The sequence below is a fragment of the Paenibacillus cucumis (ex Kampfer et al. 2016) genome (assembly GCF_019748695.1).
Lineage (GTDB): Bacteria > Bacillota > Bacilli > Paenibacillales > Paenibacillaceae > Paenibacillus > Paenibacillus polysaccharolyticus.
This window is the reverse complement of sequence record NZ_JACLIC010000045.1, coordinates 13,464-36,011: the sequence shown is the minus strand read 5'-3', so window position 1 is coordinate 36,011 and position 22,548 is coordinate 13,464. Positions and strand designations below refer to the sequence as shown.

Annotated in this window: 22 protein-coding genes; 14 read left to right on the top strand and 8 right to left on the bottom strand. The window is 46.1% G+C overall.

Features of this window, described 5'->3' with window-relative positions:
- Nucleotides 1-77 precede the first annotated feature (77 nt).
- Nucleotides 78-686, top strand: a complete 609-nt coding sequence (locus tag H7T88_RS24570; RefSeq protein WP_221790885.1) for a hypothetical protein — start codon at nt 78-80, stop codon at nt 684-686.
- 586 nt (nt 687-1,272) lie between these two features.
- Here H7T88_RS24570 and H7T88_RS24565 read toward each other — a convergent pair.
- Both H7T88_RS24565 and H7T88_RS24560 read right to left on the bottom strand, forming a co-directional pair.
- Entirely contained in the window at nt 1,273-2,667 is a 1,395-nt protein-coding gene (locus tag H7T88_RS24565; protein ID WP_221790883.1) for a helix-turn-helix domain-containing protein, read from the bottom strand.
- 508 nt (nt 2,668-3,175) lie between these two features.
- Nucleotides 3,176-3,757: a TetR/AcrR family transcriptional regulator gene (locus H7T88_RS24560; protein WP_221790880.1), complete on the bottom strand. Its 582-nt coding sequence runs from the start codon at nt 3,755-3,757 to the stop codon at nt 3,176-3,178.
- A 356-nt stretch (nt 3,758-4,113) separates the two neighbouring features.
- On the opposite strand from H7T88_RS24560, the gene H7T88_RS24555 reads away from it, so the two are divergent.
- A complete protein-coding gene (locus H7T88_RS24555; protein WP_221790878.1) occupies nt 4,114-5,349 on the top strand; it encodes an MFS transporter in 1,236 nt (411 codons plus the stop codon).
- Nucleotides 5,350-5,652: 303 nt separating this feature from the next.
- On the opposite strand, the gene H7T88_RS24550 is transcribed toward H7T88_RS24555, so the two are convergent.
- Together H7T88_RS24550 and H7T88_RS24545 are read right to left on the bottom strand one after the other, a co-directional pair.
- Nucleotides 5,653-6,063 (bottom strand): DUF2000 family protein, encoded by a 411-nt coding sequence (locus tag H7T88_RS24550; protein WP_221790875.1) that lies wholly within the window; start codon nt 6,061-6,063, stop codon nt 5,653-5,655.
- Nucleotides 6,060-6,623 carry a hypothetical protein gene (locus H7T88_RS24545; protein ID WP_090918912.1) on the bottom strand — a complete coding sequence of 188 codons (564 nt, stop codon included), beginning with the start codon at nt 6,621-6,623 and terminating at the stop codon, nt 6,060-6,062. Before H7T88_RS24545 ends, H7T88_RS24550 begins: the two co-directional genes overlap by 4 nt.
- Before the next feature lie 202 nt (nt 6,624-6,825).
- On the opposite strand from H7T88_RS24545, the gene H7T88_RS24540 reads away from it, so the two are divergent.
- On the top strand, nt 6,826-8,067 hold the full coding sequence (locus H7T88_RS24540) for an ATP-grasp domain-containing protein (RefSeq protein WP_221790873.1): 1,242 nt from the start codon (nt 6,826-6,828) through the stop codon (nt 8,065-8,067).
- A gap of 84 nt (nt 8,068-8,151) precedes the next feature.
- The gene (locus H7T88_RS24535) at nt 8,152-9,561 is read left to right on the top strand and encodes an MFS transporter (RefSeq protein WP_221790871.1); all 1,410 of its coding nucleotides are present in this window, start codon (nt 8,152-8,154) and stop codon (nt 9,559-9,561) included.
- 251 nt (nt 9,562-9,812) lie between these two features.
- On the opposite strand, the gene H7T88_RS24530 is transcribed toward H7T88_RS24535, so the two are convergent.
- Both H7T88_RS24530 and cdaS read right to left on the bottom strand, forming a co-directional pair.
- Nucleotides 9,813-10,919: a Glu/Leu/Phe/Val family dehydrogenase gene (locus H7T88_RS24530; RefSeq protein WP_154959959.1), complete on the bottom strand. Its 1,107-nt coding sequence runs from the start codon at nt 10,917-10,919 to the stop codon at nt 9,813-9,815.
- 370 nt (nt 10,920-11,289) lie between these two features.
- On the bottom strand, nt 11,290-11,925 hold the full coding sequence (gene cdaS / locus H7T88_RS24525) for a sporulation-specific diadenylate cyclase CdaS (RefSeq protein ID WP_090918921.1): 636 nt from the start codon (nt 11,923-11,925) through the stop codon (nt 11,290-11,292).
- 128 nt (nt 11,926-12,053) lie between these two features.
- Between cdaS and H7T88_RS24520 the strand changes: the two genes are divergently transcribed.
- Complete coding sequence (locus H7T88_RS24520) at nt 12,054-12,497, top strand: DUF5301 domain-containing protein (protein WP_221790869.1); 444 nt, start codon at nt 12,054-12,056, stop codon at nt 12,495-12,497.
- Between the two features lie 128 nt (nt 12,498-12,625).
- Here the strand turns inward: H7T88_RS24520 and H7T88_RS24515 are convergent, their stop codons facing one another.
- The gene (locus H7T88_RS24515; RefSeq protein WP_418792777.1) at nt 12,626-14,146 is read right to left on the bottom strand and encodes a DUF6359 domain-containing protein; all 1,521 of its coding nucleotides are present in this window, start codon (nt 14,144-14,146) and stop codon (nt 12,626-12,628) included.
- A 359-nt stretch (nt 14,147-14,505) separates the two neighbouring features.
- Here H7T88_RS24515 and H7T88_RS24510 point away from each other — a divergent pair, with 359 nt between their 5' ends.
- Complete coding sequence (locus tag H7T88_RS24510; protein WP_167375706.1) at nt 14,506-14,658, top strand: hypothetical protein; 153 nt, start codon at nt 14,506-14,508, stop codon at nt 14,656-14,658.
- Nucleotides 14,659-14,862: 204 nt separating this feature from the next.
- Entirely contained in the window at nt 14,863-15,390 is a 528-nt protein-coding gene (locus H7T88_RS24505) for a GNAT family N-acetyltransferase (RefSeq protein WP_221790866.1), read from the top strand.
- Nucleotides 15,391-15,931: 541 nt separating this feature from the next.
- Here the strand turns inward: H7T88_RS24505 and H7T88_RS24500 are convergent.
- Entirely contained in the window at nt 15,932-16,714 is a 783-nt protein-coding gene (locus tag H7T88_RS24500; RefSeq protein WP_090918931.1) for a Crp/Fnr family transcriptional regulator, read from the bottom strand.
- Between the two features lie 269 nt (nt 16,715-16,983).
- Between H7T88_RS24500 and H7T88_RS24495 the strand changes: the two genes are divergently transcribed.
- The 7 genes from H7T88_RS24495 (at nt 16,984) to chrA (ending at nt 22,482) form a co-directional block, all read left to right on the top strand.
- Complete coding sequence (locus tag H7T88_RS24495; protein ID WP_221790863.1) at nt 16,984-17,817, top strand: hypothetical protein; 834 nt, start codon at nt 16,984-16,986, stop codon at nt 17,815-17,817.
- A gap of 382 nt (nt 17,818-18,199) precedes the next feature.
- Complete coding sequence (locus H7T88_RS24490) at nt 18,200-18,625, top strand: GAF domain-containing protein (protein WP_221790861.1); 426 nt, start codon at nt 18,200-18,202, stop codon at nt 18,623-18,625.
- A gap of 117 nt (nt 18,626-18,742) precedes the next feature.
- Complete coding sequence (locus H7T88_RS24485; RefSeq protein WP_090919046.1) at nt 18,743-19,393, top strand: response regulator; 651 nt, start codon at nt 18,743-18,745, stop codon at nt 19,391-19,393.
- Nucleotides 19,386-20,501 carry a PAS domain-containing protein gene (locus H7T88_RS24480; RefSeq protein WP_221790858.1) on the top strand — a complete coding sequence of 372 codons (1,116 nt, stop codon included), beginning with the start codon at nt 19,386-19,388 and terminating at the stop codon, nt 20,499-20,501. The genes H7T88_RS24485 and H7T88_RS24480 overlap by 8 nt, the downstream gene beginning before the upstream one ends.
- 339 nt (nt 20,502-20,840) lie before the next feature.
- Entirely contained in the window at nt 20,841-21,335 is a 495-nt protein-coding gene (chrS, locus tag H7T88_RS24475; RefSeq protein WP_090918940.1) for a chromate efflux transcriptional regulator ChrS, read from the top strand.
- A gap of 12 nt (nt 21,336-21,347) precedes the next feature.
- Nucleotides 21,348-21,935, top strand: coding sequence for a chromate efflux transporter ChrB (chrB, locus tag H7T88_RS24470; RefSeq protein WP_090918942.1), 588 nt, complete (start codon nt 21,348-21,350; stop codon nt 21,933-21,935).
- Nucleotide 21,936: 1 nt separating this feature from the next.
- Nucleotides 21,937-22,482, top strand: a complete 546-nt coding sequence (chrA, locus tag H7T88_RS24465) for a chromate efflux transporter ChrA (RefSeq protein WP_090918944.1) — start codon at nt 21,937-21,939, stop codon at nt 22,480-22,482.
- Nucleotides 22,483-22,548: the final 66 nt, after the last annotated feature.

Below are 22,548 nucleotides of genomic sequence, written 5' to 3'. Positions count from 1 at the left end.
TTATGTAAACGTAGAAGCAGTCTTAAGACTGCTTCTACGTTTACATTCACGAATCTTATTTCATGAGGTGATCTTTAATGAAAAATGCAAAAGAGCTATATTTCATTCTAACTAGTTATCTTGACGATTTCGCTCTATCATGCAGTGAGAAAGAACTAACTCATTTAAAGACTGATCTTAGTAAATGTAGAGAAAAAGAAGACCAAATCACCTGTAACAGCATCCAAGGTAGGGTAGACAAAATACGTAAATCATATAAAAACATTGCTACTTTTTTTACTTCCTCCAACAATCAGTACATGGACAACTTGATGCCTGAGCTACTAGATGTTGGTGATATTAGATATTGTATTTCCATTGAAAAAAAGTATATTAACACTCTAGATAAACTCTATCAAACCGTAATGAGCTTTTTTTCAAACGGTTCCACATCAGAAATAAATAAAGCCGAAAAAATGTCACTGGTTGTTTTCAAACAAATTTTGAACTCCGTTTTAATTATTATAGACAATATTATAAGTAGTTCAGGATCAACTCCAACAAAAGGCGAAGTAGAAAGATTTATTAATAGTATCTTGGATGCAGAAAAGGAATATCCATCATATCATTTAGAAGACTATAAAAAGGAAGTTCTATTAGATAAGTATCTTAATCTGCTGAATGAATTGGATAATCAAACAACTTGAGTCAACCGATAGTTGTATATGATGTAAAATTCGAGATTTACTTTTATCTCATGCATTAAATGTCAAGTGAAGCCCGCAGGAAGGCGCCAACCTAATAAAGGGGGAAGTTGTAATCATTAAAACGATATAATTTCAATGCATTTTCTGCATAATTACACATGAGGTTGAATAAAAAATAAGCCACTTGTAATTATAAGAGCTGGCTTTTTTTCCATTCATATATCTATTTTCACTTTTTTTTGGAATTATTATATCTATCCACAATGTAAGCTTAATTTGAGATTTCACTCTCAGATGTACCTCAATATGTACTATTACTGTACAAACCCTTTCCACTGTCTTATGTCCACTAATCGAATAACTTATGATTTAATCAAATATACAATAAATATATTTATTTTTAGTTTTACATCGGTCACTCATTATAACAATCCAAATAGGCGCGCTATACCCTATTAAATATAGTACGCCCAATAGTTATAATAAATTATCTACCATTTTCTAATATCCGCCTGCACCATGATTGAGAAGCAAGTTGATAATTTGGTCTATACTATCTGTAATACTCGATAACATAATGAACGAACTAAACAGCGTCAATGCCAACGTTACTTTTCTTCTCATATCGACTATAAACCTCCTTAATAATACTTTTATATTGTGACTTAATTGATTTAGGGGCCTGGATTCTGTGTTCTTCGAACAAACTTACACAATAAATTATAGTAGAGTCATCATTAATTTTGAGAGCATAGCTTAGGCAGGTTAGTAAATCTCTGAATCCTTCATGATATCTTTCTTTGGACAACTGATAAAATGCTAATTCAGCCCAAAATTTAGTATATCTATCATCTTTTATCTGAATAGTGTAGCTACTCTGGTAATCATGATCATTAGCTAACATATGAATGAATAATTCAAACCTTTTTAGAACCTTGTCTACATTTAGCTGATATATATTAGCCGCTTCCATAACTTTGACAAGTCCAAGAAGGGTCTCATTTTCGTTTTCTTCTATAAAATCAATATAAGAGTAAAGTGAATCGTAATCGCCCGTCATTAATTTATATAAATAGGTATTCACTTCTGCCCATTCATTAAATCGTTTAATAAAAAGCTGATCTTCTGAAGTAGAATTTTCGATAACTATGTTAGCATAGAGGGAAGTATACTCTAGTGCCTTTTTGTACTCTTTACGTTCGCCCCATACTGTTGCAATTAATAAGTAAGCATAAAATTTATAAGTAAACAATGGGTGCTTAGAGATTCGATTAATCTCTGCTTCTCTTTTTTTACTTTTGAATTGTTCTAGACATTTGACCCGTTCCAACAGCTCATCAGCTAACTGGTATACTTTGTCCCAGTGACATAACCCATTGTAAGTATTAGCTAGCTCCCTTATCGCATCCAGTTGCCTCTCCTCATCTAGCCGATTAATATAAGGCTCAAAGTGCACGGCGGCACGGAGGTTATCGTGTTGATTCTGGCCTAGCGAGAGGGTGAAGATACGATACTGGCAGAGGGCCAAGCGCTCGGAATGCTGGTATTTCTCGCACTCGGCTACACATTCATATAACATACGGGCAGCTTGTTGCTGACCGCGCTCCAGCATACCTTCGGCCATCTCGAACAGTTCCGAGATATAGGAACGATCATCCGTTACTTGTTGAATCACCCGCTGGATGCAGTCCAGCTTGTCCAATTCCGCACAGCGTTGCAGGAAGGGCTCAAGCCTTCGCCAGTGTGGAGCCGACTCTACGAAGCACTCCCCACCATACGTCTCGTAGAAATAGCCTTCCTCCAGATTCATGCCCTGGGTAATCAGATCAAGCTGCGCCATGGCGATGGGGCGTGTTCCCTTAATAATGGCGCTAAGCGTTCCAGCGTTCACTCCCGATATATCTGCAAAATATTGAAGGGTATATCCCTGTTTCCTGATGTAATCCTCAATCGTTGAGCGTATCGTAGTTGCAGGTTCCATGTATCCCACCTCCACAATTAAAATCCAGAAATTTGAATTTATATGATTAGACCAATTTTAATCCTAAATTTTACAGTGGTCAATAACAATCGTGGCAATAAATTTACATTTTTATGCAAGCACAAGAACTTCTACATCTCCAGCTTGCCTTCGCCTCGAATTGCTTATAGAAAAAATCCATTAGAAGAATGGACAGGAACATGATACAGTTATTCCAACTTCAATATCCTACTATTTCCATAGGATTATACAACACGGACAGACACGAACTGCCAAGTTCAGTGTGGAATGATCCCCCAATATTAAACAAGCACGAAACTCCCTTCGTCCCCAAACCAACGGACACATGGCCCTCTGCCATCTCCCCGATCTTCCAGGTATAGACTTCGTTTGGCTACGCAGTAACCGTATCCCCGGGTAATTCGGTCTTTCTCCGAATTGCCCTTTCCCTTTTCCTTTTCTTCTCTTCTTCTCTTCCTTCACTATCACATGCTGCTATCACTTATTGCTATGCCTCAGACCCGATGCCTTTGAATACCGTGCCTAGCAGCAACTCCACAAACGTATCATCCATCGGCTCGCCCGTGACCAGCATCCGGTAAAATACAGGCCCGTAGATCATGTCGATATACAGCCCAATGTCCAGTCCCTGCTTCAATTCGCCACGTTCCACGCCTTTCTCCAGAATGCCCCATGCTTCACGGCGGCGCGGCTGAATATATCTGCTACGGTATTCTTCCGCAAGGGCGGGATCAGACTGCCCTTCTCCGATGATCTGTGTAATGACTTTCCCTTCGGCACTTGTCAAAAATTGAACCAGGTTCCCTGCATGAGCACGCACATCCTCATATACAGACCCCGTATCCGGCACAGGCAACCTGGCCGTTAACGCCGACATGTACCCGTCCAGCATAACAGCACCTTTACTTGGCCACCATTTGTAGATGGTGGCTTTGCTGACCTGTGCACGTTCGGCAATCTTTTCAATCGTCACCGCTGCAAACCCATCCTCCAGTAGCAGTTCATACGCCGCGGCAAGAATGGCATTCTGGGTCTCCATGTTGCGGGGACGTCCTCTTTTTGCAGTCATTGCTGACCCCTCCATTGCAATCATCTATATAAGCTCAACCAAAGTATTTACACAACCAATTCAATAACAGAATAACCGTTGAATCGCTGTTATCCTCAATAAAAAATACGATACGTTCATTATACTAAAATACAGCGTCGATATACATTTTTAAGCTCCCAGCAATGTTATTGTGTTTCCGTCATCTTTATGTAAAATCACTTTGTTCTGTAACTGCCTATTTACAATACTAAACGTATCGTATATTATTTAGATGTAATTAGTAAACGAAACGTTCATTAATTAAAATCACACATCGTTTTAAGTGAAAATGGCAATTGAATGACCATCATACACTTTTATTGGAGGTTGATCTTATGGATACCAAATATCCTCATTCCAAACAGAAACAAAGTACCAACCAGAATCAGACTACCGTGCCTGCCTGGATTATTTTCCTGCTCGCTGCTTCCTGCGGTCTGATCGTAGCTAACCTGTATTATGCTCAGACCGTTCTTGGGCCAATCAGCAGCACTACAGGTCTCTCGTCTGCCGCAGCCGGATTAATCGTAACACTGACACAAATTGGTTATGTCATTGGACTGCTGTTCATCGTGCCGCTCAGCGACATTATCGAGAATCGCCGTTTAATGGTTCTGTTTCTTATTGTACTTGTACTAGCGCTGATTACAGCCACCTTCTCCACCAGTGCTTTCCTCTTCCTGACGGCTTCACTGCTCATTGGCATCGGTTCTGTCGTTGCACAAATTCTGGTGCCGTATGCGACTTATCTGACTTCGGAAGAGCAGCGCGGGCAGGTGGTCGGCAATGTGATGAGCGGTCTGCTACTCGGCATAATGCTCGCACGCCCTGTCGCCAGCTTTATCACCAGCGTGTTCGGCTGGCAGGCGGTCTTTGCATTCTCGGCCGTGGTGATCGCGTTGCTCATGCTGTTACTGTCACGGGCACTTCCGGCCCGTCGGCCTGATCCAAACCTGACTTATGGACAATTGATTCTCTCCCTCGGCACATTGCTTCGCACCCTGCCGATGTTGCGGCGGCGCGCGTTCTATCAGGCCAGCTTGTTCGGCGCATTCAGCCTATTCTGGACGACGGTGCCTCTTCGACTGGCAACCGATTTTGGCTTGTCGCAGCAAGGCATCGCCTGGTTTGCTCTCGCCGGGGTAGGCGGCGCCATTGCCGCTCCGATCGCCGGAAGATGGGCAGACCGCGGTTTTACAAGGGTGCTCACCGGAGCCGCTATGGTTATTGCCGCAGCCTCCTTTGGTCTGGCCTATCTGTTCCAGAGTCATTCTACACCAGCCTTGATCCTGCTGGTCGTGGTTGCCATTACGCTGGATATGGCTGTTTCCGGTAACCTGGTGCTGGGTCAACGCATCATCTACTCCCTTGGCAACGAGGCAAGAGGACGTGTGAACGGCCTGTTTATGTCGATCTTTTTCATCGGTGGTGCCATCGGTTCTTCACTTGGAAGTTGGTCATATGCCCATGGCGGCTGGAGCCTCACGACACTCATTGGTCTGATCATGCCCCTGCTCGCGCTGCTATACTATTTAACAGAGAAAAAGGTTACAGCCGTGAGCGGCACATAACCTGTATCTTATCTGTACTTGCACCTGCATCTTCATCACCATATACAGAGCATTCATCTAAAAATTTCTCTTGTACAAAATAAGGGCAGAGGCCATCCATAGGATCGCTTCTGCCCTTATTTTTATGTTCGTAGCCCTTATGTTTCATACCCCGCATCGACAAGCTTTTCTGTCGTCCGCTAGTCTCCGGTACTCTGCTCCGTTCTGTTCCGTTCCAGCTAGGCGCGACAGCCTGCTTGTTGCAACTGCACCCCAGTTGTACTCCATTTAAAGCGTATCCCCAAACCCGCCTTATTCATTACACTATTTCATCACACTGAACTTCTTGGTCGCCGTCCGAACGGACTCGTCTTCTCCCCATACAATGACACCTACGACTTTGGTCGCCTCCAATGTCATCGATGCAATTTCACTTGCATATTGTTCAAAAGCGTTATTCAAGGACTGTCCTGTCTGTGTAAAAACAAGATGCTTCAATCCGTCCTGATTCTTGGCACAGGTCTTAGCCAGATTGATCAGTTGATTCTCCCCCGCCTTCAGAATAACGGTGCTATAGCGGATTCCTGCATGCTGAATGCCGCTCTGATCCCGTACAGGCTGATCGGCATATAACTCCGGTTCGTTCAGGGCAGCTTGTCCCATAAGCAGCGCTGCCACATTGGCTGCGGCTCCTTGCTCCAGATTTTTATCCAGTATAATTGCGATTCTCTTCATACGAGTGCATTCACCCTCTGTGGTTTTTTCGTAAAACATACCCATGGCATTTGAATGCCTTCACGCAGCACTTTATACGTTACCAGTCCGTAATGATCCGCACAGAGCTGGTTCGTGAGCGCAATGGAGGTCTCTGTATTTAGCATAACCTGCCTGCAGGCCTCCGGGTTGGAAGATACTGTGCTGTTCTCTCTATAGGCAATATTCAGTTCAGATAACAAGTATGTAGTTGCCGGATGATGAAAAATCGTATCAATCTGCTCCGGGCAAGCGGCGTGGAAGCCGGACAGCACCAGTGCAGGGATCTTCTCTACAAAACTTTCGGACACGACCAGATCTGAATCCATAATGAAACTGTTCAGCTTGGGATACGCTCCAGGCACCAGCAAGCAGGAAATCGCGCCGGATTTCAGATCTTCTGCAGCCGCTTCGAATTCGGGGTATGGCTTAATCATATCAGAATTATCCATTTTTTTCGCAATATGCATGCTGCAAGTCAAGAATCCTTCATCGTCACCCAATGTGCCCAGTATGGCATATTTCTCTTTATTTATATCCATTTATCTCCATTACCTCCCATTTATTTTCCAATTCGGTACGATACTATACCAAAAAATTCCTGCTGTCAATTAACACTTCAACGCAACAAAAATATGTACAATCGTGCATAAAATTTTACAAAAAATGTATTGAAAACTGAAAATAATGAGCTATAATGTTGTGAAAACCATTCATTATTTCAAATTTTATCCAGGAGGACATATGAAAACGATCGTATACATATCTGATTTCAGGCTTCCCTTTGGTTTAAACTTCGTGAAACCCTTGACCAAATATACAGACTGCCGAAAAATTCTGATTATTGAACGCCATCAATTACATCACCCTGAACGGCTTGAAGCTTATTTTGATGAAATTAGATACGTTGATCATCTCGAATCTGTGGACGCCATCCGGGCACATATGCAACAAATCCTGCAATCTCACTCCATCGGTGCTCTGTTAACTCCGGGTGAGAATGCCATCGAGATCGGCGGACAACTCCGTTCCGAGTTCGGCATTCCAGGCATGCAGCGCAATCAGGCCGAAGCGGTTCGGAACAAATGGATTATGAAACAAATGTTGCATCAGCGCGGAATCCGCACGTCCAGAACGGCCATTGCGCTCCAGCAACAGGACTATCTTCATTTCTCTGCTACGTATGGTTTCCCCATCATTGTGAAGCCGCTCAGCGGTTACGGCAGTATCAACACGTTCAAATTGTCCAGTATGGAAGAACTGTTGCATTACCTTCAATACACAAGACAAGAACAGCAACGGGATTTGCTGGAAGAATTCATTCATGGCACAGAGTTCCACTGTGACTCCATTGTGTGCAAGGGAGAAGTGGTGTTTGCTTCCGTTTCCCAATATCTCTACAACTGTCTGGATATCGCAACGCAGCAGAAACCCCCGGCTAGCATTACTTTCTCCAAAGGCACAGAAGCAGATTTTATACAGCGAATCGAAGACATCAACAGACAAGTTATTGCCGCGCTTGGCATCAATCAATCGGTGACCCATGCCGAACTGTTCCTCACGCCGGAAGGCGAAGTGGTTTTCGGAGAGATTGGAGCCAGAATCGGGGGTTCACATGTGATGCCGCCTTGCATCAAGAACACGCATGGTGTGGACTTTTTCGAAGCAGTGGCGGATCTGGAACTCGGTACATATACCTTTACGCAGCAGGAGACCAGCAACAAATTCACGGGTATGATCTGCTTCCCCTCCCGCGCAGGAGTGATCCAGCACATCTCCGGCAGAGACGATTATGCGGACGTTCCAGGCATCATTGAATTTAACGTCTCCTATGAAGTGGGGCAACACGCCGGGGCTGTAAACGACACGATGACCCGCTCAGGGTTCGCTATTGTGGAAGGTGATTCGTTCGAGGAATTACGTCAGACGTTACTGGAGATGTACGATCGATTCGTCATTGAGGTGGCGGTTCCCGAAAACGTATAAGATCGTGAATACGCAGTAGAGAACGACCTTAACGTAGTAGTTTTTTTACTGGGATTGTGTTTTTTTGGGGGAGGTTTGAAACGATTGTCTTTATTCAAAACATACGCGGGACTCAGCCGCGACATCTATTATCTCTGCTTGGCGAGAACCATTAACAGCACGGGGGATTTTATTTTCTCCCTGATCACCTTGGTGCTTACGCTGCAGATGGGCATGAGTGTGGTCAGCGCGGGTATTTTTGTATCCATGGCGGCTCTGATTAGCGGCCCCGGTGTACTGCTTGGCGGTTATTTAAGTGATCTGATTGGCAAAAAAACGATCATTATCTCCGGGCAGATTTTGTCTGCCCTTATGATCATGAGCTGCTCCTTCTGGTCAGGCACGATGACCATCGGTTATCTTCTGATTGCGGTCATGTTCTTCATCAGTATTACACGCCCGGCGTATAACGCCTTAATTATTCAGCTGTGTCCAGAGGAAAAGGAGCGGAAATCGGCCTTTTCCCTGATGTATCTCGGAGCCAATCTCGGTATCGCGCTTGGGCCATTGATTGCCGGCTTTTTTATTAAAGATTACGTGCATATCGTCTTTCTGAGTATCGGCACCGTATTTTTGATCTCTACCTTCATCATTTGGAAAAAGGTTTTTGTTGGTACAAGCGGCCAAGCAAAGCAAACCATTGCTGGGGAATCTGCACAGCATACAGAGCAATCACAGGGGGAACAACGGCCACATGGGAAGCAACAACACCAAGAAGAACACCCTCAGCCGGGACAACAACAACAACAACAACAACAACAACATAAACAAGGTCGCTCTCCATCCAGGCAGCAACAAGGATCAGATTCTTTGCCTTCGCCATTGTTCCCTATGCTGCTGAAGAATCCACTCGTTGTTTTTTTCATCGTGGTATCTTTTCTTAACTATTTTATTTACATGCAATACTCGTTCAGCCTGCCCTTGCAGATGAATCAGACGTTCGGTGAACATGGAGCAGCTTACTACGGCTCTGTCATGACCATTAATGCGATCAGTGTCATTCTTCTGACCACGCTGGTGCTATCGGCGACCCGTAAATTCACGGCTCTAAACTCCATCGCGGCAGGCGCTCTCTTTTATGGCATCGGATTTGGTGCGCTATATCTGCTCGGGGATTGGCCTCAATTTGCTATCGTTGTGGTATCCACGGTGCTCTGGACGATTGGAGAGATTCTGGTGCAGACCAATATCAATCTATATATAGCATCCCGCGTGCCTGACAGCCATCAGGGGAGATTTAACGGCTTGCTGTTGTTCGTCGGTTGTCTGGGGTATACCCTTAGCCCTTATCTGACGGGTCTGTTCATTCGAAGTGTGGATATGAAGAGTGTATGGATCATTATTCTGGGGATCAGTCTGTTCTATGCGATTTGTATGGTTCTTCTCTGGTATATTGAAAAAAACGCCACAAATAACCGTGGAATCGAATCACCCGATTACTCGAAAAGTGTCTAAATCCAAGCCTCGGTTTATAAGAGCTGCCGCTTAAACTTATGCTAAAACGAAAACAAGCAATCACACCAAAAAGGGACAACACTGAATGGGGTCTGCACGAAAAACCTCCGAAAATGCGTTTTTTTTCGGAGGTTACTACGTTCGTTTGACCAAACCTTCAGGATTGTCCCTTAGCTCTTCTGCTCGTCTTACCTATCGTCTTACACGTTGTCTTACATGAATTCAGCTTTCAGATGCGCGGCTGGTAGCGTTTATTTCCGCAGTCTGCGTGCACTTAATGCGTGATGACCATTTTGTAAAAAGGTGCTACGCGTATTTTTCATCATCTCGATCCGTTGCTCGGCAAGACGGTCTGCCGCGACATAAGAAGCGATGCCTTCGGTGCGGGAGCTTTCGAATATTTTCTCCAGCGTGGTGTAAATCTCTCCGATCTTCGCCCATGCTCGATCTTCATGATATCCGTTCAGCTCATCCGCAATGTTGATCACACCGCCTGCATTAATGACATAATCCGGTGCGTACACGATGCCACGCTGATACAGTTCATCCCCATGGCGTGGCTCCAGCAGCTGATTGTTCGCACAACCCGCAATCACTTTGGCTTTCAGTGTCTTAAGTGTATCGTCATTAATCGTGCCGCCGAGCGCACATGGCGCATAAATATCACATTCGACGCTTGTTATATCTGCCGGATCAACCGCCTTGGCGCCAAAACGTTCCACCGCCAGCTTCACGGAATCCTTATGGATATCGGTTACGATTAGATGCGCACCTTCCTCGTACAGATACTTGCACAGATGCATCGCTACGTTGCCCACGCCTTGAACGGCAATTGTTTTACCTTCTAGCAGATCGGTTCCGAATGCTTCCTTCGCAGCAGCCTTGATGCCGCGGTATACCCCCCAAGCGGTTGCAGGGGAAGGGTTGCCGGATGAGCCATAGCTAGCTGAGATCCCCGTGACATAATCGGTCTCCTGATAGATCAGGTTCATGTCTTCTTCCGTCGTGCCCACATCCTCGGCAGTGATGTAACGGCCATTCAAACCCTGAATGTAGCGGCCGAAGGCGCGGAACATCGCTTCATTTTTGTCACGACGCGGATCTCCGATAATTACCGTTTTGCCTCCGCCCAGATTAAGACCGGATACTGCATTTTTATATGTCATGCCCCGAGCGAGACGCAGTGCATCTTCAATGGCAGCTTCCTCTGAAGCGTATGTCCACATCCGTGTACCGCCTAGCGCAGGCCCAAGTGTTGTATCGTGTATGGCAATAATGGCCTTCAAACCTGAATTTCGATCCTGGCACAGGACCAGTTCCTCGTAATCATGTTGCTCCATTGCTTCAAACCAACTCATGTGCTAACGTCTCCTCTAACCATTTTTGCGATAAATCGCAGTGTTGAATTCTGGCGCTCCTATTCAAGCTCCACCCTCTATTGTACCCATATTCACCCAGTTTGTGCAAAAGGATCACCACTATGCTCGCTTTGAGGCAGCACCGTTCGTATCTAAGCCATAGTTAAGCCTGATGAGATATCTTTGAATGTGAAACTCACCATAGCAAAAAGAGGCCTCGCCTGTCATCCTGTGACTGGTGGGTTAGCCTCTTCAATAACTCGTATCTCAAATGGAAGCATGGGCAGGTCAATATGCTCATGTGCTCTCGATTATGTACCTATGTACCTGTACTCACCTCGCACAAATCTTACTCTCTACGCTCTACGCTCTAGGTCAGCGTTTCAACCACATTAATCGGATGCAGCGCCCCGTCCACCGCAAAAGAAGCCTGTCCCGTCTCTTCCGAGACTACCAGCACCACCGCATCGGTCAGCTCGCTTAATCCAAGTGCCGCCCGGTGGCGTGTGCCCAACTTACGTTCGTGGGCTTCGGCTTGGGATAACGGCAACACATTGCCAGCAGATACAATCTGGTTGCCACGAATCAGCACAGCTCCATCATGCAATGGCGCACCAGGGATGAAGAGCGATTCAAGCAACGCGTGAGTTACTTTGGCATCCACCGCTACACCGGAATGAATCATCGTCTCCAGCGGAACCTCCCGTTCAATCACAATCAGCGCTCCGTACCTGCGGTCGGATAGATGCTGCACACTGGACGTCAGTTCTGCAAACTTCTCCGTAAACGGGGACAAATAACAGTCGAGATAAAAAGAAGAAGCAAGCACCTCAATGTGTTTGATTTCGGCACGAATCTCCGCAAACTGCCCCAGCAAACAGACACTGTCATGGTCAAAACGTGATAATGTCAGATTCATTCGTTCTGCTACGCGGTGCAGGTCCGCCTTTAACTTCTGCCGCATCAGGGAACTGTCACAGTCTGCTTGTCCGATGTGCTGATTCATCTTGTGCCGCCTCCCTCTTTGGATTACTAGCCCGAGTACCCATACCTTACCCGGAGAAAAGAAGCTTTATGCATTACCAATTGGATAAATGTTACAATGAGTGTATGACGACAAAATTAAGGAGATTTATGATGCAGAAACGTAATTCCTACATCCTGGCATGTATGATCATCCTTTTAGCAATCGCACTATGGTTCTTTACAATGAATTCAACAAAGTCCCTAAAGGAAGTGGCATGGAACGAGGTTGACTTCAACACGATAACCTCAATAGAAATCGAAAAGGGGCATGACCAAAAAGTCACGCTTACAAACAAAGATGATATTCATAAAATAATGAGTAGTCTGTCAGAGCTGGAAGTGAACAAAGATTCTAGTATTTCTAAAGATTTCAATGAGGTTTATAGGCTGTTGGTTGATGTAAATGGAGGCGCAAGACTTGGAATGTTTTTATATGACGACAAGTATATCGATGTCTATGATTACGAGGCCTCTCCTAAAAAGAACACATCCATGAAGTATAAAATCTCAAATAGCTTTGATGAGAAGATCATTCATGACTATTTAAAATGAAGAAACGCAAAGAAGAAGCCGAGTGGCGTCACCAGCTCCTTCTTTGCGTTTCTTTAACGTTGCTTCGTATTTTGAATGATTGTCATTCTACATCCTTACTTAATTCTAATTCGGCCCTAATCTATCTATCATTGAGCCTTGCCATACGAACCTGCTTTAAATGTCGTTGGATCATACCATTTGTACCCTGCAGCTGGCGCAGCCCACGGCTCAAGCTGTGGCTCAGTGGAGCTTGCTGGTGTCTCCATTGGCAACAAGCTTGTTGCTGTATCAAGGGTCAGACCTGGCACTTGGGACAGGCTGGTGTAACTTTCTTTGACTGCCAGCCATTTCACTGTATTCACGAGGAACGTAGCATCATCCACCTCTTTGAAACCATCGTAGGTTTTCTTGGTGGCCCCGTTTTCTTCACGCAAATACTTTGGCGACGCATCTTCAACGGGAGAGGAATCACCGATGAACGCCGCTTTTCCTGCGCCTACTTTGGCAACCGCAGCATACGCCCCTTCTGCTCTTCCGCCACCGTTATATACGCCCTGATCTACAGCGTTATTCCATTTGGACACGCCGGCCGGAACATACACCAAACCTTTGGCTTTGTTCGGGTCCATAATGGCAATCGTTGATCCGGCGTGCATCGCTACAGCTTGTACTCCAGTCGTGATGCCAAAAGCTTGTGATGGTGCAACGATATCTGTGGCGTTCACATCACCCAGCGCGTTATAACGGAAACGCACGCCGAAGTTCGTTCCAAGCCAGTCGGAACTGGTCACGCCTTGCATCGCCGGGGATTCCGCTTCGGCAGAGGACATGCCCTTGGCTGGATTCAGGAAAGCACCGCGGCGGTAGCCGTTGAACACTTCGGAAGAATCCCAGCGGTTTTTGTTACGGTCTGCATTATAGTGATCGGAGATGAAGAAGACACTTCCGCCATTCTGTACATATTGCAGGAGCGCAGCCTGCTCTGTGGCCTTGAATGGCACGTTGGCTTCGCCGATGACAAACACGTCGTAGTCTTTCAATTTGTTATAGGTGTACGCTTGCTCACCGAATGTATACGGGATGCTGCGTTCCAGCTGATCCACGGTAAAGCCTGCGTTTCGCAAACCATTCGCAAAGTCTGAAAAAGCTCCATCGATAATCCAGTCAGCCGCACCTGCGGTCTGAGCATGCGTGTTATCAAACAGCACTTTTTTGCCGTTTCCGCCAGGAAGAGGTGTGCCCGGATTCGGATTTGGCTCGGGGTCAGGGTTCGTGGTACCTGAAGAAAGGGTAATCGACGTAGGATTTTTGACACCAGCATAGCTGTTATATGCGCCAAGTGTTCCCGTCACGATAATCTTTTTGCCTACCAGACTTGGGTTTGAAGCCAGTCCATATTGAGCACGGAAAGAAGACGAAACTTGCACATCCAACAGTTTGGCGTTCGAGCGCTCGGATGCAGAATCTGCAATCAGCACATTGAAATCATTGGCATACGGTGAGGTAAACTTGGCCGTCAGTGACCCGGTCGCATGTCCCACAACATAACCTTCGACGGTTGCCGTGCCTCCGCTGCTCTGGGCAGCAATCGCTTGTGATACGGTAAGTGGTGCTGCGGCTTGAACCGGAGCCTGAACCCCCGGAGCGAATAACGTTGTTGCCATCATAACAAAGACCAGGAATGCCCCGATCCAGTACTGTCTTAACGCCTTTTTCATATACCCTTTCTCCTCCTCCATAACGTATGATGCTTGTCCCTATCTAATTTAAAGCTTCATATGATGAATTCCTCTCGATTTATGTAAAATTTTTGAAAAATTTTATAGTCCACAACGGTCATCATGAGCCTATTTCCTGAAAAAAGTTGAGTTATCGCGTCGTTAGGCATTGCAATTTACCTACGTTCGATGCATAATGACATTATATATGTGATAATGATTATCATTATTGAGCTTGTTTATTTTCAATTCCGATGATGATGCCAACCATGCTTACGACTTTATAGATAAAGGGGAACGAACATCGAATGAACACAACTCTGCAAAAGGCTGTTCTGCAGCTTGACGATTATTTGGATCTTCTGAACCTGGCGATTAACCTGGGTGACACAAGATGGCAAAAGGAGATCATCCGCAAGCTGGCCTACACATATCCTGCAACGACTTGCAACCAACCATAAAAACATACCGTCACATAAACGATTTTGGTAATCTTCTAATAGCCTGCGAGGAATTCAGTTGTATGAATTCGGTCGTGGGCTTTTTTGCGTGCATATGGTGCGTTACAATAGGATGCAATACGATGCGGAATCCATTCAGCAGTGGGATATGACCCACTCCAAGTAGAAAGAAGAAACCTGAGTTGGAGCAAAGGAGTGTACATTATGAAGCTTGAAACAGAAAGATTAATTCTTCGTGAGATTGTAGAACATGACTGGCCTCACATCCATACGTACACCTCGATGCCCGAAGTCACGGAACACACCGCATGGGGCCCGAACACGGAGGAGGATACCCGGGCTTATGTACAGGATGTCATTCGTATGCAGCTGGCCGAGCCGAGAGAAGGATATGAACTTGCCATTGTTTTGAAAAAGGAAGAGCTTCTTATCGGCGGCGCAGGGCTCCACCTTGTCGATCAGACCAATGCTGAGATCGGCTATGTGCTTCACCCTGCCTATCAGGGGAATGGATATGTGACCGAAGCCTGCCGCGCATTACTTCATTTTGGCTTCAAGGAACTTGGCGTTCACCGGATTTATGCCAAATGCCGTCCAGAAAACCCGGCGTCTGAGCGCGTCATGCAGCGGATCGGTATGCAACGTGAGGGCCTTCTCCGGGAGCATTGGTTCTATAAAGGGGCATATCATGACTCGTCACTCTACTCTATGCTGGATCGGGAGTTAGAATAAATATCAGATGTGCTTACCTGCGGGTGAAGCGAGGTACACAGTGGCAGCCAAAATCCTAACGATCACCACGAAGCTTATTTGGATGTTTTGTAGCTTTTTGGGATTCTAACGATCTCCAGTGACGCTATTTCACTAAAAAACCGCAAAAAAGCTACATTTTCGTGTGAATTTTGAGAAATAACGTCTCTCCTGATCGTTAGATTTCCAAATGGGCTAAAACACATAAAATAGGCTCATCTGAGATCGTTAGCCGCGGGAGAGCGAGACCCGATAGTTTGGAAAAGCTACATAACAAAAAGTAGGAAAAAGGATGAAACAGCCCGCGCCGCTTCATCCTTTTTCCTTTCTATTCATTCGTTCCATTTCGCTACTTTAGTTCCCGTTTTACTCTATTTGGTACCGCTAGTTCTGTTTTGTAAATTTCGTTCAGTTCCGTATCCGTTCCGTTTTTGTTTTGTTCTATCCGTTCCGATCTCGTGTCTCCCCACCCGTGTGTTCTCTCTAACTAACTGATTTGTTACCTGAATCTACTGAATATGGCCTACAGACGACACAGTTCTTTCGGACAGCTTGGGAACGAAGGGCATCCACACATGCAACGTAAAGCAGCCATGTCCCGAATCATTAATTTGCCGTCCAGCATATCGAGGGTACCCTGCTCCTTCCATGCTCCGAGCATACGAGTAACACTTTCCCGAGTTGCCCCGATCATCTCAGCGAGTTCAGTGTGGTTCAGCTTCATCTCCAGCACGATGCCATCTGGAACAATCTTGCCATACGTATTGCTGGCACGGATCAGTGTCGAAGCAAGTGCACCTGCTTTGCCGTAGAGCAACAGGTCACGGAATCTCGACTGTGTAATCCGCTGTGCAAGTGCCATCCATTGCAGGAATTTCAGCGCAAGATCCCCATTTTTGCTAAGCACACTTTCGAGATCCGTCAGCGAGATGATGGCCAGTTCCCCTTTTTCAGCCATCTCTGCACTGTAACTGTGGTTCAATCCGCCAATACCGCCGAATTCACCGATCAGATCGCCTCTTTGCTGGATCGACAGAATAATCTCTTTGCCATCCTCCGTCGATTTGGTCAACTTCACTCGTCCCGAACGAATGTAGTACAGATATCCAGCTTCATCACCTTCCAAAAAGAGACTGTATCCCGACTTTACTTTTTTAGGCTGCATTTTCTCTTCGATCAGACTCCATTGTTCCGGTGTAACAAAAGACAGAATCCCGCCTGTTCGCTGTGTCATTTTGCCCGCCTCCGTCTGTGTCTGCGTCTGCTCTACTTTTCGGGTGATTCTTTCCACGAATACTGTACCCATAACTTTCGTCCCCCTCGGTGATTCCTTATGTGTACATCATATCGTGAATCAGTTCGAAAGGTTATCGGGGGATTACCTGATCTTTGGCGGGAAACTCCCCCAATTCGCTGTGAGAAAAGTCACATATCCCCAATAATGCCCCATTTGCGAGTGATCTTATCTTGCATTGTCAAACTTTTACGATAGTGCTAGCATACAGTTAAATGCTTGTGAGTGTTCAATCTTGCGAATTTACAATCTTATGCATCTCCAGAACAGGAGGAATACATATGTTATCGTTAGATCGTGATCTTTGGGCAAAACTGTCTGGCCCCTATGGGTCAGCAGAAGATGCACCCCGCCTATTGCAACAATTGCAGCAGCAATTCAGCCAAGAGGTTTTTGACGATTTGTTTCAGGAATATCTGTTTCATCAAAATACAATCTATACGGCTACCTACGCCGCCATGCCATTCCTAGCTCGTCTGGCATGTTCGACTTCCGATACAGCAGTGCGCAAGGAACTGTATATCAACTGCGGTATTATTGAAGCAAGCCGTGATGAGCAACACCAAATGCCATATCCGCCATCCTGGACTGAGCTGGCTGATGTGGTGGGAAGTACGGTCTGCACGCAGATGTACACTGATTATGTAGAAGCTATCGACCAGCTCAGATCACTGACAGAACAAGTGCTGACCGATGTTGCTGAGCTATCCACAGATGACACGGAGAAACGTTACGTCCTCATTGCCGATGCCGCATTCCGCAAATCCTATATCGTTGCGAATATGCTGATGACATTTTCGGAAGGGGATGAGTATGTGGCTGAGTGCCCAGCTTGCGCAAATGAAGTGTACATATGGCCTGATGAACATCATGCTGTGCCTCTGAAAGCTTATGCAGAAGATCCTGTTTTTCAACCTGATCAGGAAGCTCAAGCCATCATTCCGGCTTCTTCATGGGCAGATGAGGAGACACAAGTTTTAGCAGAACGGACCGCTCAGATCGGAGAACAGACACTGTCCGCGCATTTGCCCTATCTGGCAGGCAAAACAACCTGTCCCTCTTGCCGTGAGAAGATCGCAGTATGGCCGGCATTACTGAGCACATTTACAATGTAGAAGAAAGATACGTGTACATTTCTAATCTACAGGAGAGTCTTCCTAGATATAACTCATTCCAAAATACACATTCAAACGAGACAGTTGGCTAATCGGCCAGCTGTTTTTTTCATTCTTATGCTTCTCGGAGTGATCCACTGCCCACGTTCAGCAGTTTCCAGAAGTGAAATAGGGGTATTCCCTGAATTACAAGGCTGACAAAACAGTCTACAATAGAACTAACATCGGAATATCCCGATTGTAGACTGATTCTCCCATCCAACGAGCCTTGAGTTCAAGGTTACCCATATGTTGTGACAACGATGAACGACCACAATAATGAAAGAAACGTAACGAGTGAAGAACAGATCATCATATGATTCGAAAAAAGGAAGTGTCCCTCATGCATGATGAAGTCTCATCTGCCGTTCAGGAGATGATGAGCGGCCTGTGTCAGAACACCACCGGCGATTTTTGCGGAATGGCTTGTGTGTCTGGATCAATGTTGCGCTGGAAGTATACCTTCGGGGCAACCAATGAACGTGTCAAACGCATGGCTATGCGCCCTGGACAAGATCTGGTAGGCACGGCGCTACGAACCGGACGCACGGTTATGCTGGATGAGCAGTTCCGTGGAGAATATATCCCGGACCGTTGCCCGCTTATGCTTGCTGAACGACTCGTTTGTGCGATAGCCGTGCCCATGTTCAGAGAAGGGAATCTGCCCAACGGTGTATTGCTGGTGGGAAGCAGAACCCCTTGCACGTTTTCCCCCGAGATAATTGTACAAACCGAGCAAGCTGCCAGAGAATTGGAACAATATGCATGAGCAGAATATGGAAGCAGAACACACTGAATAAGAGACTTTTCGGAGATTCCCCTCTGAAAAGCCTCTTTTTTTGGTATGATGGATATAGATGATGGAATCGGACAGGGGGAAATGAATGTGATTCGACTGTTAGTTGTGGACGACCATGTGGTTGTACGCTCGGGGCTAATCGCCCTGCTGGAAGGAAAGAACGATATACATATTGTTGGCGATGCAGCCGATGGCGACGAGGCCATTGCCAAAGCACAGGAGCTGAAACCCGATGTAGTTCTGATGGATTTCAGCATGCCTCCGGGCAAGGATGGATTGACCGCTACGGCGGAGTTAAAAAAGCTAATGCCGGATGTATCGATTTTAATTCTTACGATGCATGACGACGAGGAATACCTGTTCCGCGCAATCCACGCGGGAGCTTCCGGGTATATCCTCAAAAGCGCGCCCCACGAGGAATTGCTGGCTGCCATTCGTTCTGTAGCCGATGGAAGCGCCTACCTCTATCCAAGTGCAACCAAACGGTTAATGAGCGAGTATCTGGACAAAGCCAAACAGGAAAATGCCGGGCCATACGATACACTCTCGGATCGGGAAAAAGAGATCTTGTCCTGGATTGCCAAAGGATACGCGAATAAGGAAATTGCCGAGCATCTGGTCATCAGTGTCAAAACGGTGGAATCCCATAAAAGCAATCTGATGGAAAAGCTTGGCCTGCGCACCAGACCGGAACTGGTGAAGTTTGCGATGAAAAAGGGGTTGTTGAACTTTGAGTAAGCCACGCAAAAACAGACTCAGCGGATTAGCCGACCAACCTGTTCGGCACCTACTCAGCGAAATTGACAATCACATTTCGGACAATGAATTCCGAAGCAAACTGAAAGGTTCGCTGCATCAACTTGGTGATTTGAAGTTTGCACTCGACGAATCCTCGATCGTAGCGCTGACGAATCGTTTAGGTAAAATCCAATACGTGAACGATAAATTTTGCGAAATTTCACAATATAGCCGCGAAGAGCTCATTGGTCAGGATCACCGGATTATTAACTCGGGGTACCACGGTAAAACCTTTATGAAGACGTTATGGGATACCATCTCTGCTGGCAAGGTGTGGAATGGCGAGATTCGGAATCGTGCAAAAGACGGTAGTTATTACTGGGTAAATACCACGATTGTGCCATTCCTCGATAACGATGGTGAGCCATATCAGTATTTAGCTGTGCGCAGTGAGGTAACCAAGCTGAAACAAGTCGAGGCTGAGCTGCAACAGATGATGTCGCAAGTCATGAACATTCAGGAAGAAGAACGACGGCGCATCTCTCGTGACCTTCATGACGGGATTGGACAAAGCCTGTTCTCTCTCGTAATTCAGATGGACCGTCTGCTGGCCGATCAAGCTAACCCGGGCGTTGAAGCGCTACGAAAACAGGTTACGGGTATTATGGAAGATGTTCGCGGTATGGCTTGGGAACTTCGGCCGTCTGTGCTGGATGATCTGGGTGTCGTTCCTGCCATTCGAACCTATATTGAGAACTATAACCGCCATTACGGCATCGAGGTTACTCTCGAATGTAATTTGCGCAAGCGGCTCCCGATGAACCGAGAGATCGCCATCTATCGCATCATCCAGGAAGCCTTAACCAATGTAGCCAAATACGCTGACGTTGCCGAGGCACAAGTCACCGTAGAAGATACGGAAGAGCTCACGCTTGTCGTTATTGAAGACCAAGGTACCGGATTTAACGACGCTACTGCGGGGAATGGTGTTGGGTTATTCAGCATGGAGGAACGTGCACGGGGAGCAGGCGGTACGTTACGCGTATCATCAGAACCCGGCGAAGGAACTACGGTTACGCTACTACTGCCTAAGACAGTGAACTCATAATGGGTGATTCATCACCATCCATTTAAACATCTTAAAACTAGCAACAACTCTTAATCTCCTGAGAGAAGCATCCTTGCTGATACAAACTCATGAAGTAACTTGTCCTAACAAGGATGTGCTGACTGCCCGCATAAAGCGAGCAGTCTTTTTTCTTTCATAGATACGACAAAATGAAGGTGCTTCCTTAAATATTTTTAACAATCCCCCTAAAATCAGTTGACGTTAGTTACGTTTCGTCATTAAACTATGAATGCTGCATGTATTAAGCGTACATTCAATTACTCTTTAAATTCGGATACACATCATGCAATATATGAAAACGAAAAGGGTGATTCAAACATGTCTCACAAACGTTCCTCCAAAGGTGGAGAAATTCCGCAAATGTACAATCTGGACGAGATGGATCGCAAAATCATCGCCGCGCTCCATGAGAACAGCCGGATTTCCTATACAGACCTGGGTACACAGATTGGATTATCCCGCGTAGCCGTTCAAGCTCGCATCAATGCATTATCGGAAAAAGGAATCATTGAACGTTTCACCGTTGTCATTAACCCAGGCAAGGTGGGGCTACAGGTCTCTGCCTTTTTTAATGTCGATGTGGAACCGCGCTTCCTGGATGAAGTTGCAGAGATGCTGGATGATGAGCCAGCAGTGACCAGTCTCTATCATATGACAGGCCCAAGTACCCTGCATATGCACGGTATTTTTGCAGATATGGAAGAGATGGAGCAGTTCATACTGGAGAAACTCTACAAGATGCCTGGCATCGTCAAAGTGGAATCACAACTGCTCTTAAAACGATATAAAAGCCGCATGGGCATGAGACTCTAGGAGGATATCAGCATGAGTTGGAAAGATTACAACGGTCTCGTGGTCGGCATGGTACGAACCGGAATTTTGGGATATGGCGGTGGCCCCTCGGTTATCCCGCTAATCCGTTATGAAGCCGTCACCCGGTACAAGTGGGTCAGCGACGATGAATTCGGCGAGATTCTGGCGATTGCCAACGCCTTGCCGGGACCTATCGCAACCAAAATGGCTGCTTATCTAGGCTATAAAACAAAGGGTGTTCTAGGCGCTATTGTGTCCGTACTCGCTCATATTTTGCCGACAAGTATCGCGATTATTGCTCTACTCGGTTCGATGTACGCACTGCGTGAATCCAAGATTGTAGCGGGTATGGTAGCAGCCGTGCGCCCTGTCATTTTTGTGATGCTTGGTATGATGGCCTATGAATTTGCGATGAAAGCCTGGAAAGGCTTGGGTAAGTGGTTTGCTATTTTATTCGGTGTGATTGCCTTTGCAGCATTACAGTTACTCAATATTCATCCGGGACTGGTGATTACGGTGTTCCTGGTCTATGGTTTCTTCCATTTCGGGCTGGTACAGCGTATAAAATCCAAAGGTAACTCCGACAAGGAGGTATCGTAGGATGCTTCAGACATGGTGGGAATTATTTTGGGGATTTTTTGTAGCGAACATCCTCGGATATGGAGGCGGCCCCGCTTCCATTCCATTGATGCAGGAAGAGATTGTGAATCATTACCACTGGATGACAACCGAGCAGTTCGGTGATGTACTGGCAATCGGTAATGCGCTCCCAGGCCCGATTGCCACGAAAATTGCTGCATTTGTCGGATATCACGTCGCAGGCTGGTTTGGTGCATTAATTGCCAGCTTCGCTACCATTGTACCGTCAGCAGTTGCACTTATTCTATTACTTCGTTTGTTGAACAAACACCGGACTTCACCGAAGGTCAAAGGCATGACTCTGCTTGTTCAGCCGGTGATCGCTGTGCTCATGATTCTACTCACTTGGGAATTCGGCCAAGTATCCACGGACTCCATCGGCATCTGGCAGACGCTGATTATTGCAGGCATCTCCCTCTGGGTCATGACCAAAACCAAGCTGCACCCGGCAATTCTTATTCTTATTGCTTTTGCCTATGGTGCTTTGGTACTGTCACATACGATGTGACCAGATTAGATCGCTATTAGATCGCTAATCTAAATTATGAATTCGGGAAAAGGTATGTTTTTCAAC